We start from the raw sequence: 16,975 nt of genomic DNA on the forward strand, positions 1-16,975 counted from the left end.
AACATTCGCAGCTTGTGGTGACAGGCAGAGGAAAAAACATCGGGAGTTCGGCGGGGAAAAGCTCGGGTGTCGGGGGGCGTTTTTTGCGCTCGCGGCTGGGCAGACAGTGAACAGGGCAAACGGTACCGGAGGGATCGATCAGGAGGATGGCGGATCAGGCACTCGGGAGTTTGTAGCAGGTGAGAAAAAAGATTTTGCCAGTGCGACCACTTCACAGTGGCCGGTGGCTCATGTTGGGGGGAACCCGCTCCCGCAGCGCCCGGCTGCGGGAGCGATCACTTAGGGCGCGGCAACCTCACTGGGCGTCGCCAGTTGCAGGATCTCGCTGGTGTAGGCCCACTCTTGCTGGACCTTGTCCGGGTGCTCGTTCAGGCGGATGCCGTAGGACGGAATGATCTGCTTGATCTTCGCCTGCCACTCGGGCGTGGCCACCTTGTCCTTGAACACCTTGTTCAGCAGGTCGAGCATGATCGGCGGCGCGGTCGAGGCGCCCGGCGAGGCACCGAGCAGCCCGGCGATGCTGCCATCCTTGGATGTCACCACTTCGGTGCCCAGCTTCAGCACCCCGCCCTGGTTCTCGTCCTTCTTGATGATCTGCACCCGCTGGCCGGCCTGCCACAGGCGCCAGTCGGCCTTCTTCGCCTCGGGGAAGTAGGTCTGCAGCGCGGCGAAGCGGTCATCGTCGGACTGCATCAGCTGGCCGATCAGGTACTGCACCAGGTCGAACTCGCGCACCCCGACCCGCACCATCGGCCAGGTGTTGTGCAACGACATGCTGGCGAACAGGTCGAGCAGCGAACCTTCCTTGAGGAACTTGGTGGAGAAGGTGGCGAACGGCCCGAACAGGATCATACGCTTGCCGTCGAGCACCCGGGTGTCCAGGTGCGGCACCGACATCGGCGGTGCGCCGGTCGCGGCGATGCCGTAGGCCTTGGCCATGTGGCGCTGGGCGATGGCCGGGTTGTCGGTGACCAGGAACGAGCCGCCCACCGGGAAGCCGGCATAGTCCTTGGCCTCGTCGATGCCGGACTTCTGCAGCAACGGCAGTGCCGCGCCGCCGGCGCCGATGAACAGGAATTTGGCGTCGGTGGTCGAGGTGCTGCCGTCCTTGAGGTTCTTGTACTCGACGTGCCAACTGCCGTCGTCGTTGCGGGTGATGTCCTGCACCTCGCTGGACAGCTTGAGGTCGAAGTTGGGCCGGGTCTGCAGGTAGCCGACGTACTGGCGGGTGATCTCGCCGAAGTTGACGTCGGTGCCGATGGGCGTCCAGGTGACGGCGAGCTTCTGGTTCGGGTCGCGCCCCTCCATCATCAGCGGCACCCACTTGGCGATCTGCGCATGGTCCTCGGAATACTGCATGGGTTTGAACAATGGGCTGGCCTGCAGCGCCTCGTAGCGCTTCTTGAGGAAGCGGATGTTGTCGTCGCCCCAGACGAAGCTCATGTGCGGTGTGGTGTTGATGAACGAGCGCGGATTCTTCAGCACCCCCTGCTTCACTTGCCAGGCGAGGAACTGGCGGGTGACCTGAAACGACTCGTTGATCTCCACCGCCTTGCTGATGTCGATCTTGCCGTCCTTCTCCGGGGTGTAGTTGAGTTCGGCCAGCGCCGAGTGGCCGGTACCGGCGTTGTTCCAGCCGTTGGAGCTTTCCTCGGCGACCTTGTCCAGGCGCTCGACCATCTCCATCGACCAGCCCGGCTCCAGCTCGTTGAGCCAGACCGCCAGCGTGGAACTCATGATGCCGCCGCCCACCAGCAGCACATCGACCCGCTTGCCTTCGGCGGCGTGGGCGTGAAGGCCCAGGGCCAGGACCAGTGCCGCGACTGCCCACCTGGGCGTTTTGCTGATGTTCATGTGCTCTCCCGTGTTGGTCGTTCCGTGCGTCTGCGGAATCAAGCTTAGCCGACTGATTTGCTCGGGCATGGTCAGGATGCTTGTTGTCGCCTTTAAACCCAGCACTTTTAAGGTATTGACGTCCGGCTTGGACTTGCCGGGGCTGCTTTGCAGCCCTTTCGCGGCACAAGGCCGCTCCTACAGGGGGGGCGCGGTCGCCTGTAGGAGCGGCCTTGTGCCGCGATAGGGCCGGTACAGGCAGCCGATAATCGCCCGCTTTATACAGCCAATCATTTGACCAAACTAACCAGATAGTACAATTATCGAAACATCCAAAAACAACAAAGCGATGCCCCGTCATGACACCTCGAATCCTCGTGCTCAACGGCCCCAACCTCAACCTGCTGGGCACCCGCGAACCCGCCCAGTACGGCCACGAAACCCTTGCCGACCTGGCCCGTCTGTGCGCCGCCAGCGCCGCCGAGCTGGGCCTGGAACTGGAGTTTCGCCAGACCAACCACGAAGGCGAGCTGCTCGACTGGATCCATGCCGCCCGTGGCCGCTGCCACGGCATCCTGATCAACCCCGCCGCCTGGACCCACACCTCGGTGGCCATCCGCGACGCCCTGGTGGCCAGCGAACTGCCGGTGATCGAGGTGCACCTGTCCAACGTGCACAAGCGCGAGCCGTTCCGCCATCTGTCGTTCGTCTCCAGCATCGCCGTGGGGGTGATCTGCGGCCTCGGCAGCCAGGGCTATTGCATGGCCCTGGGCTACTTCAGCAAATACCTGCGCGAGCACGCGGCATGAACGGCGCGGGTATCCTCGCCGGCCTCATCGGCCGTGGCATCCAGGCCTCGCGCACCCCGGCGCTGCACGAGCATGAAGGCGACGCCCAGGCGCTGCGCTACCTGTACCGGCTGATCGACGCCGACCAGCTGGGCCTGGACGACAGCGCCCTGCCCGCGCTGCTCGATGCCGCCGAACGCACCGGCTTCACCGGGCTCAACATCACCTTCCCGTTCAAGCAGGCGATCCTGCCGTTGCTCGACGAGCTGTCGGACGAAGCCCGTGGCATTGGCGCGGTGAACACCGTGGTACTGCGCGATGGCCGGCGGGTGGGCCACAACACCGACTGCCTGGGTTTCGCCGAGGGCTTGCGACGCGGCCTGCCTGGGGTCGCGCGGCAACGCGTCGTACAGATGGGTGCTGGCGGCGCCGGCGCGGCAGTGGCCCATGCGCTGCTGGCCGAAGGCGTCGAGCGCTTGCAGCTGTTCGAGGTGGACCGGGCCCGTGCCCAGGCACTGGTGGACAATCTCACTGAGCGTTTCGGCGCCGGTCGTGCCGTGCTCGGCGAAGACCTGTCTGGCGCGGTGGCCGACGCCGATGGCCTGGTCAACACCACGCCCGTGGGCATGGCCAAGCTACCCGGCACCCCGTTGCCGCCCGCACTGCTGCACCCTCGACTATGGGTGGCGGAAATCATCTACTTCCCCCTGCAGACCGAGCTGTTGCGCCATGCCCGCGCCTTGGGCTGCCGCACCCTGGATGGCGGCACCATGGCGGTGTTCCAGGCGGTCAAGGCGTTCGAGCTGTTCAGCGGACGCCCGGCCGATGCCGAGCGCATGCAGGCGCACTTCGCCAGCTTCTGACCACCAGGAGGTCCATCGCGGGCCTGTCGACTTGCCCGCGATCGCCCGTCAGGCCTTGATGTAGCGCATCACCGCTTCGCAGATCACCTGCTTGTGACGCTGCTTGACCTGTTCGTCGGCCAGGTCGATCTGGAAGATATCGCCGAAGGTATGGCGATTCGATACCCGATAGAAGCAGAACGAGCTCATCAGCATGTGCAGGTCGATCACCTCGATCCCCGGGCGGAACACGCCCTGCTCCACGCCACGGGCGAGGATCTTGCCCAGCGCATCGAGCACCATGCTGCTCATTTCGCGGATCACCGGCGACTGCTTGACGTACTCGCCGTAATGGATGTTCTCGGTGCAGACGATGCGCACGAAGTCGACGTTGTTGGCGTGGTGGTCGAAGGTGAACTCCACCAGGCGCTGGATCGCCTGCTCGGGCGCAAGCGAGTCGAGGTCCAGGCTGTGCTCGGTCTTGCGGATGTCGCCGTAGAGCTTGACCAGGCATTCGACGTAGAGCTGCTCCTTGCTGCCGAAGTAGTAGTAGATCATGCGCTTGGAGGTGGCGGTGCGCTCGGCGATGGCGTCGACCCGGGCGCCGGCCAGGCCCTGCTGGACAAACTCGGTGATGGCGGCCTGGAGAATGTTCTCGCGGGTCTTTTCCGGGTTGTTCTTGCGCGATCTGCGCAGCCCTTCGACTTCAGGCTTGGCTACCGAATCACTCATACCGACTCACAGGCTCGTTATAGGAATCCGGGCGATTATCCGTGAGCCGGGCGGTGCAGGGAAGCGTGGTGTTGGTCGAGAGTGCGCGGTCCCTGTAGGAGCGGCCTTGTGCCGCGAAAGGGCCGCAAAGCGGCCCCGGCGATCCGTGCTTGAACGCTGAAATCCTGGGGCTGCTACGCAGCCCATTCGCGGCACAAGGCCGCTCCTACAGCTACAGCACCGACTTGCGCGCCTTGGCCATCGCCGCCAGGCGCACCGCCACATTGGCCGCGCCATACCCGGCGTAACCGCCCTTGCGCTGCAGGATCTCGAAGAAGAAGCGCCCCTCGAACGGTTCGGTGTACACATGGAACAGCTCGCCGCCCTGGGCATCGCGGTCGTACAGCACGTTGTAGTACGCCAGCTCGCTGAGGAACTCGTCATCGAAGTCGAAGCGCGCCGCCAGGTCGTCGTAGTAGTTCAGCGGGATCTCCAGCAACGGCACGCCGGCCTCCTTGGCCCGGGCCACCTCGCGGAAGATATCGTCGCAGTCGAAGGCGACATGGTGCACGCCCGAGCCGCGATAACTGTCCAGGGCATGGGCGATGGCGGTGTTGCGGTTCTCCGAGATGTTCAACGGCAGGCGCAGGCTGCCGCACTGACTGCGCAGGGCACGGCTCTTGACCAGGCCATAGGGGTCGGGCAGCACCACCTCGTCGTCGGCGGTGAAATCGAACAGGCTCTTGTAGAACAGCACCCAGCTGTCCAGCGCCTCGGCCGGCAGCGCCAGGGCCATGTGGTCGATGCGCTTGAGCCCGCCGCTGGCCCGGGCGTTCCGGTCCAGGTGGAAGTCGGTGTCGTAGAGGGTCGGGCCATCGCTGTCCGGCTCTACCAGGTACAACAGACTGCCGTCGGGGGCGCGCACCGCCGGGATCTCGCGCTCATTGGGGCCGACCAGGCCACGGAACGGCTGGCCACGGTAGGCGGTGGCGCGCCGCAGCGCGGCCTGGCCGTCGTTCACCCGCAGGGCCGTGGCACACAACGACGGGCCATGGGCCTCGAAGAAGTTGTGGGCGAACGAGTAAGGCTCGGCGTTGAGCACGATATTGATATCGCCCTGGCGCAGCAGGCGCACCGCCTTGCTGCGGTGTTCGCCGACCTCGGCGAAGCCCAGGCGCTTGAGCCACACACCCAGGCGCGCGCCTACCGCCTCGTCGACGGCGAATTCAAGGAACTCCACACCGTCGTAGCGGCTCGCGGGCGGCGGCGCGAACAGCACGCCAGGCTCGGCAGCCCGCGCCTCACGTTCCAGCTGAAGGCGAGTCTTCTCCTCCAGATACAGCAGCGAACGCAATCCGTCGGCGGCATTCTGCCGGGGCGGTGCCGCACGGAAACCGTCGTTGAAGATCTCCAGCGACAGCGGACCGCGATAGCCGGTGGCCAGAATCGGCGCGAGGAAACCCGCCAGGTCCATCTCGCCCTGCCCCGGGAAGCAGCGGAAATGTCGACTCCACTCCAGTACATCCATGGCCAGGATCGGTGCGTCGGCCATCTGCACGAAGAAGATCTTCTCGCCGGGAATATCGCGCATACCGCTGGGGTCGCCCTTGATCGACAAGGTGTGGAAGCTGTCGAGGATCACCCCCAGCGCCGGATGATCGGCCTGGCGCACCAGGTTCCACACCTGCTGCCAGGTGTTGACGTGGCGGCCCCAGGCCAAGGCCTCGTAGCCGATGCGCAGGCCGCGGTCACCGGCATGTTCGGCAAGCAGGCGCAGGTCGTCCACCAGCAGTTGCTCATCACCCAGGGCGTCGGGCTGGACGTTGCTGCACACCAGCACCAGGTCGGTGCCCAGCTCCTGCATCAGGTCGAACTTGCGCTCGGCGCGGTCGAGGTTCTTGTGCAGGCGGTCGCGGCGGCAGCCTTCAAAGTCGCGAAACGGCTGGAACAGGGTGATCGCCAACCCCAGGTCCGCGCACAGCTGGCGGATCTCGCGGGGGCTGCCGGCGTAGTACAGCAGGTCGTTCTCGAAGATCTCGACGCCGTCGAACCCCGCGGCGGCGATGGCTTCGAGTTTTTCCGGCAGGGTGCCGCTCAAGGAAACGGTGGCGATCGAACGGTGCATGGCGGGTGTTCCTTGTTATTGAGGGAGGCCTGGGCAGGTCCGGCCCTATCGCGGGGCAAGCCCGCTCCCACAGGTGTTGCGTTGTTCCCTGTAGGAGCGGGCTTGCCCCGCGAAAGGGCCAGTCCCGACAGCATCTGTCTGGCACGATCGATTATTCGCAGGTAAAGTCGCCCCGGCAACGCACTTTGTACGAAACAGTTAGTTTTCGTTCGATTACCGAACAAAACCCGTTCCAGCGAATTGATTCACCCACCCCCGTGAACAACCATGAACACCAGTCGCAGGCCCCGCCGGCCCTTCTCGCTGCCACGCCGGTCGTTCGGCGGGCCCCGCGCTGCAACGCCCAACGTCACCACATAATAAGTTCAAGAAAACGGGTACCGACCTATGCATACCTTGCTCGCCCTGCGATCCGCGCCGCCGCGTTCGTCTTCTCCCTACAGCCCCGTTGCCGTGCCCCGCGCGCGCTGACCATCCGGCCCCTGACAAGAACAACGGAGACAACATGGCCCGCTCAAGCTCCCAAGCCAAGAAAGCCACCGCCAGCGGATGGATCGGCTCTGCCCTCGAGTACTACGACTTCTTCATCTATGCCCAGGCCGCAGCGCTGATCTTCCCGCAGATCTTCTTCCCCTCCACCGACCCGAAGATGGCCATCATCGCCTCGCTGGCCACCTACGGCGTGGGTTACCTGGCGCGCCCGATCGGCGCCTGCGTGCTCGGCCACTGGGGCGACACTCGCGGGCGCAAGAACGTGCTGCTGCTGTGCATGTTCCTGATGGGCCTGTCGACCATGGCCGTGGGCCTGCTGCCCACCTACCACGACATCGGCCTGCTGGCCCCGGCGCTGCTGGTGGTGCTGCGCCTGGTCCAGGGCTTCGCCGTGGCCGGCGAAATCTCCGGAGCCAGCTCGATGATCATGGAGCACGCGCCGTTCGGCCGCCGCGGCTACTACGCCAGCTACACCCTGCAAGGCGTGCAGGCCGGCCAGGTGATGGCGGCGGCGGTGTTCCTGCCGCTGGCCTACTTCATGCCCAGCGAGGCCTTCAACGAGTGGGGCTGGCGCATCCCGTTCCTGATGAGCGCGGTAGTGCTGATCGCCGGTTTCATCATCCGCAAGGAAGTGCACGAGACCCCGGCTTTCGTCCAGGAGGAGAAACAGGACAAGGTCGCCAAGTCGCCGATCGGCGAAGCCTTCCGCCACAGCTGGAAGCACATGGTGCTGGTGATGTTCATGGCGCTGATGAACGTGATTCCGGTGGTCGCCACCATCTTCGGCGCGGCCTACGCGGTGCAGCCGGCCTACGGCATCGGCTTCGACAAGAGCGTGTACCTGTGGATCCCGGTGGTGGGCAACATCGTCGCGGTGCTGGTGATCCCCTTCGTCGGCAACCTGTCCGACCGGATCGGCCGTCGCCCGACCATGATCGCCGGCTGCCTGGGCTCGGGCCTGCTGGCCTTCGCCTACCTGTATGCGATCAGCATCCAGAACGTGCCGCTGGCCTTCGCCGCTTCGATTCTCATGTGGGGCATGGTCTACCAGGGTTACAACGCGGTGTTCCCAAGCTTCTACCCGGAGCTGTTCCACACCCGCTACCGCGTCTCTGCCATGGCCATCGCGCAGAACATCGGCACCATGATCACCGCCATGCTGCCGGCGCTGTTCGCCGCTGTGGCGCCACCAGGTTCGGAGCATATCTGGCTGGTGGTCGGCGGGCTGGCGTTCCTGGTCACCTGCGTGTGCGCGTTCGCCGCGTACCTGGCGCCGGAGACCCATCGACTGGCCATGGAAGACCTGGGCAACCCACAGGCGCGGCCGATGGATCGCGAGGTCTATGAATCCGGCCGCAAGGCCACCGCGAAAGTGATGAGCCACTGAGGGCCCGGCCAGTCACCTGACATTATTGCCAGGTGACTGGTATTTCACAAACTGCTCTGCTGTGGACGAGGGTTAAACCACAGGAGCAATCCGATGAAAGTGCGCAATTGGAAAACAGCGTGGGCGGGGGTATTACTGGCGATGGTCACGGTAATTTCCGCGCAAGCGGCCACGCCACTGTTTACTGTAGAAACCGGGCAGGATACCGCCCAGTTGAAGAAGACCGCGACAGGTTACCTGGCCAGGTTGTTAGCTGAACCTGCCAACGTCGAGATCAAGCTGGTCAAGGTGGATGCGAAGTTGGTCAATCCACAGACTCAGGCTATCGCCGTCTCGACACCTGATGGCAAAACCGTAGAGTTCCACTTGCGCCCCTCCAAGCCCCTGGCCAGCGGATTTGACAGTTGGGTAGGTTACAAGGCCTCCGAGTGGAAGAAAAAACACGCCAGCCAAGCGAAGAACGAAATCGATTACGATCCGCGATACTATCTTTCCCTTGTACGCCAGCAGGACAAGGTCGTCGGTAGGCTGATCGTCGATGGGCAGCTCTATCGTCTTGACTACATAGGCCCTGGCCAGCACGCACTGATCAAGGTGGATGAGTCGAAACTGCCTGCGGAAGCCAGGCCGTTACGGGACACAGACGCCACTGACAAGATCACCCCGTCCGACAACGCCAAACGGCCTGACTTCTACGAGATAAATGTGCTGCTGGTATCAACCAAGCCCGTTCGCGAGAGTAAGCCAAACTATAAGGAAGAATTGATTGGTGCCTTGCAGGATGCCAACCAGTACTTCGTCAATAGCAAGATCAAAGTCATCTATTACCTTGCCGCTATCTACGACTCCAACTACGAAGGCGACGGTAGTGACCTGAACGAGCTGAAAAGCAAGGACACCGAGCTGGGCAAGATGGTCTGGAAATACCGCAGCGCGCTGGGCGCACACCTGGTCTCGCTGTATGGCACCTTCACCGAGTCCTGTGGGGTCGCATACAGCTGGTCGACCAAGGAGACCGCGTACAGCGCCATCAGTTGCCCTTCGTCACTGGCCCATGTACTTGGCCAGAACTATGGTGGCACCGTTGGCTGGGACCCCGCGCCTACCAATCCACTCAACCATGGCTACAAACGCGAGACCGCCCCCGAGTTCCATACCCAGATGGTCACCGCCCACGGCGCCCTGCCCAACTTCTCCAACCCCAGGGTGGAATATCAGGGCAAGCCCATGGGTGACGCGCTGCATGACATGGCGCAGTTCATTGAGGACAAGAGGGCCGAGTATGTGAGCAGTTTCTACGGCCCGCTCAATGCACTCAGTCTGTCGTTATATGAACAAACGGACTCCCAGGGAGAGAAATGCTACCTTCAGATTCGTTCCGGGCAACCAGTGAATATTTCCAGCGCGTGCAATGAGCAACCTGTGCGGTCCTTCTGGCTGACCAATATCGGCATCGCACAGCGCCTTTGCCTCTATGACGGACCAGGAGAACGTCATGTGTGCTACACGAGAACCGCCGACGGTGCAGATGATGTCGAGGTCAAGAATATTGACGACTCAAAAGATGTACCCGCAGGCTACATTCGTGAGCAGAAAGGCGGAGCACTGAATGGCGCCGTTGTAGATGCCCTGCATGGAGGTAATGCTGTCCTGCTGTTTGCTGAGAAAAACTTCAAAAGCCCGATGTGTGGCTTTAGCACTACCTTTGCCGAATACCTGATCACTGAAGAAGTAGGCTGCCCTCACGACGCGGGCGGCAAGGCACGTTCAGCGCGAATCTTCTCGCATTCAGCAGGCAGCCCCCCCACTAGCTATTGGACGTTCTATAACGAAGACCGTAGCCGGACATTGAATTTCAAAGGTCAGCTATACGGTAAATTCGGGATAGCCGACTTCGATTCCCCCAACGGTATTCCAGCCACTATCGAGAGGACTCAGACAGGCGGTGCCATGAACGGTAATGTTCATCGCTTCAGGTTCAACAATTCTCCACCCAATTAAACAGAGTTCGAACCCGCCAAGTCATTGAAGGCGGTGGGGTCGCTACACGGCTCCCTGCCTTCAATCAGGCAACCGATACCGCTCGGTAAAATACTGCCGAAAGAACTCCACCGCCACCCGCACCTTGGCCGAGCCGGCCAAGGGCGCGGTGTACACCGCCCAGATGTCCGCCGCCTGCTGGTAGTGCGGCAGCACCTGCACCAGCCGCCCCTCGGCGATGCTGTCGTGCACGTCCCACCACGAGCGCAGCAGGATGCCACGCCCGTCCAGGCACCACTGGTGCGCCACCTCGCCATGGTTGCTCGACAGCCCGCCGGTCACCCGCACGCTCTCCTCGCCCTGCGGCCCTTCCAGGTGCCATAGCCCGAACGGGTGGTCACGCTCCTTGATCACCAGGCAGTCATGGCTGGCCAGGTCCGCCAGCACCCGCGGCGTGCCATGCTCGGCCAGGTACGCAGGCGCCGCGCACAACACCCGACGGTTGCGCGCCAGGGGCTTGGCGATCAGGTGCGGGGCGATCACGTTACCCACGCGGATATCCAGGTCGACGCCTTCGGCGATCAAGTCCACCAGGCGGTCGTGCACATCCAGGCGGATGTCCAGGCGCGGATAGCGCGCCGCCAGTTCCGACAGCGCCGGCGCCACGAAGCGTCGGCCCAGGCCAAGGCTGCTGGCGATACGCAATTGCCCGACCGGCTCGCGCTGGCTGGCGTTGAGGTCGTCGCCCATGCGTTGCAGGGTCTCGAAGATCTGCTGCGCCCACTGGTACACCCGCTCGCCCTCCTCGCTCACCGTCACCCGCCGGGTGGTGCGGTGCAGCAGGCGCACGCCGAGGCTGTCCTCCAGCAGGCGGATGCGCTTGCTGACGAACGCCGCCGACATGCCGCGCTCGTCGGCCACCGCGGCAAAGCTGGCGCGACGGGCCACCTGCAGGAAGATATTGAGGTCATCCAGGTTCGGCAGATTATTCACGATTCGTGCACCAAGAATTGATGGATTGCCGGATTATCTCCGAAGCACAGCCTTATAGCATGGCCGCATCTTCCCTGAACACGAGAGGCGCCCCATGACCAAGACCTTCAAGATCGCCGCCATCCCCGGTGACGGCATCGGCAACGAAGTCCTCCCCGAGGGCCTGCGCGTGGTCGAGGCCGCCGCCCGCAAGCACGGCCTGAACCTTGAGTTCGAGTTCTTCGAGTGGGCCAGCTGCGACTACTACCTGGCCCACGGCAAGATGATGCCCGACGACTGGTTCGACCAGCTCAAGGGCTTCGACGCCCTGTACTTCGGCGCCGTCGGCTGGCCGGACAAGGTCCCGGACCATATCTCGCTGTGGGGTTCGCTGCTGAAATTCCGCCGCGATTTCGACCAGTACGTGAACATCCGCCCGGTGCGCCTGTTCCCCGGCGTGCCCTGCCCGCTGGCGAACAAGCAGCCCGGCGACATCGACTTCGTGGTGATCCGCGAGAACACCGAAGGTGAATATTCGTCCCTGGGCGGGCGCATGTTCGAAGGCACCGACAACGAGTTCGTGCTGCAGGAGTCGGTGTTCACCCGCCGTGGCGTGGACCGCATCCTCAAGTACGCCTTCGACGTGGCCCAGACCCGCGAGCGCAAGCACGTCACCTCGGCGACCAAGTCCAACGGCATGGCCGTGAGCATGCCCTACTGGGACGAGCGCACCGCCGCCATGGCCGCCCACTACCCCGAGATCAGTTGGGACAAGCAGCACATCGACATTCTCTGCGCCCGTTTCGTGCTGCAGCCGGAGCGCTTCGACGTGGTGGTGGCCTCCAACCTGTTCGGCGACATCCTCTCGGACCTCGGCCCGGCCTGCGCCGGCACCATCGGCATCGCGCCGTCGGCCAACCTCAACCCCGAGCGCAAGTTCCCGTCGCTGTTCGAGCCGGTGCACGGTTCGGCGCCGGACATCCATGGCCAGAACATTGCCAACCCGATCGCGATGATCTGGTCCGGCGCGCTGATGCTCGAGTTCCTCGGCCAGGCCGATAACGACGCTCGCTACCAGGCGGCCCACGACGACATCCTCAAGGCCATCGAGACGGTGATCGCCAACGGCGACACCACCCGCGACATGGGTGGCAGCCGCTCGACCCAGGACGTGGGCAAGGCCATTGCCGAGCTGCTCGGGGCCTGAGTCGGCGGCGCTTGCTTCGCGGGTAAACCCGCTCCCACAGGATGGATGCAAACCCTGTGGGAGCGGGTTTACCCGCGAAAAGGGTGAAACCAACCATCCGGATTGTCCGACGATCCTATTGCCACCCACTTCGATTCAATGCAGAATCTGTAAACCAAAAGATACTTGTTATCTGACAGTTAACATAAAGGAAAACCCAGCCTCGATACGGACTTCCCCAACGCCTGACGCCTACTACAAAAAAAATGCTCCAGGAGACAATTGATGTCCCCCAATAACAAAAAGATCGACGTGTTCCTGATCGCCGTGAGCCTGTTGGCCGTGCTGCTCACCGTGATCGGCCTTGCTGCCTTCCCCGCCCAGGCCGAAAGCCTGGCCAACCAGCTGTTCGAGGTGGCCACCCGCACCTTCGGCACCAGCGTCCAGGTCCTGGTGTTCGGCAGTTCCCTGGCCGTGCTGTACCTGGCCTTCAGCAAGTACGGCAACATCCGCCTGGGCGCCGGCAAGCCGGAGTACTCCACCACCACCTGGGTGTTCATGTTCATCTGCGCCGGCATGGGTTCCTCGACCCTGTACTGGGGCGTGATGGAGTGGGCCTACTACTACCAGACCCCGGGCCTGAACATCGCGCCGATGTCGGCCAAGGCCCTGGAGTACAGCGTCAGCTACTCGTTCTTCCACTGGGGCATCAGCGCCTGGTCGATCTACGCCCTGGCCTCGCTGGCCATGGCCTATCACTTCCATGTGCGCAAGAAGAGCGGCCTGAACCTGGCCTCGATCATCGAGGCGGTCACCGGCTTCAAGGCCACCGGCCCCGTCGGGCGCACCGTCGACCTGATCTTCCTGCTGACCATGATGGGCGCACTGACCGTGTCGCTGGCGCTCACCGCCTCGACCCTGACCCGTGGCCTTGCCGACCTGGCCGGCACCCCCAACACCTTCACCGTGCAACTGCTGGTGATCGGCGCGGTGGCGCTGCTGTTCTCGCTGAGTTCGTACATCGGCATCGACGGCGGCCTGCAGCGCCTGTCGAAGATGGTCTGCATCGGCGCCCTGGTGTTCGCCGCCATCGTCCTGCTGGTCGGCCCGACCCAGTTCACCCTGAACAACACCGCCAATTCCATCGGCCTGATGCTGCAACATTACGTGCAGATGAGCCTGTTCACCGACCCGGCCGGCGATGGCGCCTTCACCCGCAACTGGACGGTGTTCTACTGGCTATGGTGGGTGTCCTACGCGCCGGGCGTGGCCATGTTCGTCGCCCGCGTCTCGCGTGGCCGGCTGATCAAGGAAGTGGTGTTCGCCCTGCTGCTGGGCGGCAGCTTCGGTTGCTGGTTCTTCTTCGGCGCGCTGGAAAGCTACAGCATGCACCAGTTCATCAACGGCCAGATCGACGTGCCCAAGCTGCTCGGCACCCTCGGTGGCGAAGCGGCGGTGACTGATCTCTTGCTGGCCCTGCCATGGGGCACGCTGTTCCTCGCCGCGTACCTGTTCATCATGGCGGTGTTCTGCGCCTCGCACATGGACGCCGCCGCCTACGCCGTGGCCGCCACCAGCACCCGCAACCTGCGCGAGGGCGAGGACCCGAGCCCGACCCTGCGTCTGTTCTGGTGCGTGGTACTGACCCTGGTGCCGCTGGCCATGCTGTTCGCCAAGGCCTCGCTGTCGACCATGAAGACCGCCGTGGTGCTCACCGCGATCCCGTTCATGGTGATCCTGCTGGTGAAGATCTACGGCTTCTTCAAGTGGCTGGCGGCCGACTACGGCCAGGTGCCGGCGTACCGCATCGAGGAAGAGGCCACCCGCCTGGCCGGCGAAGAGCCGCAGCAGCAGGCGCCGCGCAGCGCAGCGGCGGTGCACTGACCATGTAGGAGCGGCCTTGTGCCGCGAAAGGGGCGCGAAGCGGCCCCCAGGATCTGGGGTCTACCTCGGATTTGCAGGGGCTGCTGCGCAGCCCTTTCGCGGCACAAGGCCGCTCCTACAGGAAGCAGCGTCACGCAGCAGTACAAAAAAATTTACCCAACTTGTTAACCAGCAGATACGCGTTAACCAATAAGAACCGAGATAGAGCCATGAACGATTTCAAACGCCTGCCCGCCGACTTCTGCGCCAACCCCGAAGAGGCCTTCACCCTCCCGGCAAAGTTCTACACCCAGGCCGCCGTCTTCGAGCACGAGAAGGAAGCGATCTTCGCCCGCAGCTGGATCTGCGTCGGCCACCGCAGCGAAGTCGCCGAAAAAAACGCCTACATCACCCGCCAGGTGATCGGTGAGAGCATCATCGTCGTGCGTGGCCGCGACGACGTGCTGCGCGCGTTCTACAACGTCTGCCCGCACCGCGGCCACCAGCTGCTCGAAGGCAGCGGCAAGGCCAAGAACGTCATCACCTGCCCGTACCACGCCTGGACCTTCAAGCTCGACGGCGAGCTGGCCCACGCGCGCAACTGCGAGAACGTGGCCAACTTCGACAAGGACAACTCCACCCTGGTGCAGCTGCGCGTCGAAGAGTACGCCGGCTTCATCTTCATCAACATGGACAACGACGCAGGTTCCGTCGAAGACCAGCTGCCCGGCATGCAAAAACGCATGCGCGAGGCCTGCGCGGTGATCGACGACCTGCACCTGGCCGCGCGCTTCGTCAGCGACACCCCGGCCAACTGGAAGTCGATCGTCGACAACTACCTCGAGTGCTACCACTGCGCCCCGGCCCACCCCGGCTTCTCCGATTCGGTGGACGTCGGCCAGTACAGCCATAGCCTGCACGGCAACTGGACCTTGCAGTACGGCCTGGCCAAGCCGTCGGAGCAGTCGTTCAAGTTCGATGAAACGGTCAAGGATCCGTCCTTCGCCGGCTTCTGGGCCTGGCCGTGCACCATGTTCAACGTACCGCCAGGGGCCAACTTCATGACCGTGATCTACGAGTTCCCGGTCGATGCCGAAACCACCCTGCAGCACTACGACATCTACTTCCTCAACAAGGACCTCAGCGAGGAGCAGCACAAGCTGATCGACTGGTACCGCGAGGTGTTCCGTCCCGAGGACCTGCGCCTGGTCGAGAGCGTGCAGAAGGGCCTGAAGTCCCGCGGCTACCGCGGCCAGGGCCGGATCATGGTCGATTCGCAGCGCAGCGGCGTGAGCGAGCACGGCATCGCCCACTTCCACAACCTGATCGCCGTCGCCCACCTGGACGACTGACCATGCTCCCCGCCCCGCGCCAGGGCCTGGCGCGGGGCTTCGTTGTCGAGGTACGCCATGGCCAAGCAATACGAAATGTTCAAGGTGCGCGTGACCGACGTGGAACAGGCCACGCCGCAGATCAAGCGCTTCACCCTGGCCCGCGCCGACGGCGCCGCCCTGCCCGCCTTCAGCGGCGGCAGCCATGTCATCGTGCAGATGCAGTCGGCCTGCGGCAGCCAGTTCAGCAATGCCTACTCGCTGATGAGCGACCCGCGCCAGTTGCACAGCTACCAGATCGGCGTGCGCCTGGAGGAGCAGTCCAAGGGCGGTTCGGCGTTCATGCACCAGCAGGTCGAGGTGGGCAGCGAGCTGACCATTTCCACCCCCAACAACCTGTTCGCCCTCGACCCAAGCGCCGGGCGCCATGTGCTGATCGCCGGCGGCATCGGCATCACCCCGTTCCTGGCGCAGTTGCACGAGCTCGAAGGCGGCAGCACCCCCTATGAGCTGCACTACGCCTTCCGCGCCCCCGAGCACGGCGCCTTCCAGGGCGACCTGGCGCAAGGCCCGCATGCCGGCAACACCCGCTTCTATATCGACAGCCTGGAGCGCAAGCTCGACCTCGCCGCGCTCTGCGCGGGGCTCACCGATGACGCCCATCTCTATGTGTGCGGGCCCAAGCCGCTGATCGACGCGGTGATCGCCAGCGCCGCCGCCGCCGGCATCGCCGAGTCCCGCGTGCATTGGGAACAGTTCGCCGCCGCCGCGCCGACCGCAGGCTCGGCGTTCACCGTGGTACTGGCGCGCTCCGGTACCGAACTGGAAGTCGAGCAAGGCATGACCATTCTCCAGGCCATCGAGAAATCCAAGGCCGCCAAGGTCGAGTGCCTGTGCCGCGAAGGCGTGTGCGGCACCTGCGAGACGGCGATCCTCGAAGGCGAAGCCGAGCATTTCGACCAGTACCTGAGCGACGAGGAGAAAGCCTCGCAGCAGACCATGATGCTGTGCGTCTCGCGGGCGCGCTCGGCGCGGTTGGTGCTGGATCTCTGAACCTTGGCGGCGGATCGCCTGCCCGCGCGGATTCGCCGGTGAGATGTAACTGAATAGTGCCAATAAGCGCTGAAAAGGAAAATCAGAGAAACGTCCTACGCGGATTTGGGAAGCACTGTCGACCACCCACAATCCGTTCCTCGCTAGTGTTTCAGGTCTGCGTAACGTCGCCCATGGCTGGCTGCAACAGCCAGCCACGGGCTCGGTACAAACACACCTGCATGAACAGCTTCGCTGAGGACATCGGATGTTCGACTTCAACAAATTGCTCGAAATCAATCGGCAAGCCTGCGAGGCCCTGGAGGCCCCCTTCGCCAGCGGGCCCGCCGTCCATTGCACGCGCACCTTCACCATCCTGCCCCTGCGCTATGCGGCCGTTGGCGGCACTACCGGCCAGCGCCTGCGCTTGCCA

The 16,975-nt window shown here is 63.7% G+C and carries 11 protein-coding genes and 1 pseudogene; 8 read left to right on the top strand and 4 right to left on the bottom strand.

Going from position 1 to position 16,975, the window contains the following annotated elements; translation table 11 throughout:
• Positions 1 to 291: 291 nt before the first annotated feature.
• A pseudogene (gene mqo, locus POF53_RS21680) lies at positions 292 to 1,854 on the bottom strand (malate dehydrogenase (quinone)); the annotation flags it as partial.
• Positions 1,855 to 2,192: 338 nt separating this feature from the next.
• Between mqo and aroQ the strand changes: the two are divergent.
• Together aroQ and POF53_RS21690 are read left to right on the top strand one after the other, a co-directional pair.
• The gene (gene aroQ, locus POF53_RS21685; RefSeq protein WP_232857433.1) at positions 2,193 to 2,642 is read left to right on the top strand and encodes a type II 3-dehydroquinate dehydratase; all 450 of its coding nucleotides are present in this window, start codon (positions 2,193 to 2,195) and stop codon (positions 2,640 to 2,642) included.
• Positions 2,639 to 3,484, top strand: coding sequence for a shikimate dehydrogenase (locus tag POF53_RS21690; protein WP_475858221.1), 846 nt, complete (start codon positions 2,639 to 2,641; stop codon positions 3,482 to 3,484). Before aroQ ends, POF53_RS21690 begins: the two co-directional genes overlap by 4 nt.
• A 48-nt stretch (positions 3,485 to 3,532) precedes the next feature.
• Here POF53_RS21690 and POF53_RS21695 read toward each other — a convergent pair whose 3' ends face one another.
• Both POF53_RS21695 and quiC read right to left on the bottom strand, forming a co-directional pair.
• Positions 3,533 to 4,195 (bottom strand): TetR/AcrR family transcriptional regulator, encoded by a 663-nt coding sequence (locus tag POF53_RS21695; protein ID WP_203647163.1) that lies wholly within the window; start codon positions 4,193 to 4,195, stop codon positions 3,533 to 3,535.
• A 211-nt stretch (positions 4,196 to 4,406) separates the two neighbouring features.
• Positions 4,407 to 6,299 carry a 3-dehydroshikimate dehydratase QuiC gene (gene quiC / locus POF53_RS21700; protein WP_498969346.1) on the bottom strand — a complete coding sequence of 631 codons (1,893 nt, stop codon included), beginning with the start codon at positions 6,297 to 6,299 and terminating at the stop codon, positions 4,407 to 4,409.
• 505 nt (positions 6,300 to 6,804) lie between these two features.
• Between quiC and POF53_RS21705 the strand changes: the two genes are divergently transcribed.
• A complete protein-coding gene (locus POF53_RS21705) occupies positions 6,805 to 8,178 on the top strand; it encodes an MFS transporter (protein WP_498969348.1) in 1,374 nt (457 codons plus the stop codon).
• 93 nt (positions 8,179 to 8,271) lie between these two features.
• Complete coding sequence (locus POF53_RS21710; RefSeq protein WP_498969350.1) at positions 8,272 to 10,179, top strand: hypothetical protein; 1,908 nt, start codon at positions 8,272 to 8,274, stop codon at positions 10,177 to 10,179.
• Between the two features lie 60 nt (positions 10,180 to 10,239).
• On the opposite strand, the gene POF53_RS21715 is transcribed toward POF53_RS21710, so the two are convergent.
• Positions 10,240 to 11,151, bottom strand: coding sequence for a LysR substrate-binding domain-containing protein (locus POF53_RS21715; RefSeq protein WP_498969352.1), 912 nt, complete (start codon positions 11,149 to 11,151; stop codon positions 10,240 to 10,242).
• Positions 11,152 to 11,245: 94 nt separating this feature from the next.
• Here POF53_RS21715 and POF53_RS21720 point away from each other — a divergent pair, with 94 nt between their 5' ends.
• The 4 genes from POF53_RS21720 (at position 11,246) to POF53_RS21735 (ending at position 16,563) form a co-directional block, all read left to right on the top strand.
• Positions 11,246 to 12,337 carry a tartrate dehydrogenase gene (locus POF53_RS21720; protein WP_498969353.1) on the top strand — a complete coding sequence of 364 codons (1,092 nt, stop codon included), beginning with the start codon at positions 11,246 to 11,248 and terminating at the stop codon, positions 12,335 to 12,337.
• A 264-nt stretch (positions 12,338 to 12,601) separates the two neighbouring features.
• On the top strand, positions 12,602 to 14,200 hold the full coding sequence (locus tag POF53_RS21725; protein ID WP_498969355.1) for a BCCT family transporter: 1,599 nt from the start codon (positions 12,602 to 12,604) through the stop codon (positions 14,198 to 14,200).
• A 209-nt stretch (positions 14,201 to 14,409) separates the two neighbouring features.
• Positions 14,410 to 15,531 (top strand): aromatic ring-hydroxylating oxygenase subunit alpha, encoded by a 1,122-nt coding sequence (locus POF53_RS21730; RefSeq protein WP_050706148.1) that lies wholly within the window; start codon positions 14,410 to 14,412, stop codon positions 15,529 to 15,531.
• 57 nt (positions 15,532 to 15,588) lie between these two features.
• Positions 15,589 to 16,563, top strand: coding sequence for a PDR/VanB family oxidoreductase (locus POF53_RS21735; protein ID WP_498969358.1), 975 nt, complete (start codon positions 15,589 to 15,591; stop codon positions 16,561 to 16,563).
• The last annotated feature ends 412 nt before the right edge of the window (positions 16,564 to 16,975 follow it).

Source organism: Mitsuaria sp. RG (assembly GCF_028369275.1).
Lineage (GTDB): Bacteria > Pseudomonadota > Gammaproteobacteria > Pseudomonadales > Pseudomonadaceae > Aquipseudomonas > Aquipseudomonas peradeniyensis.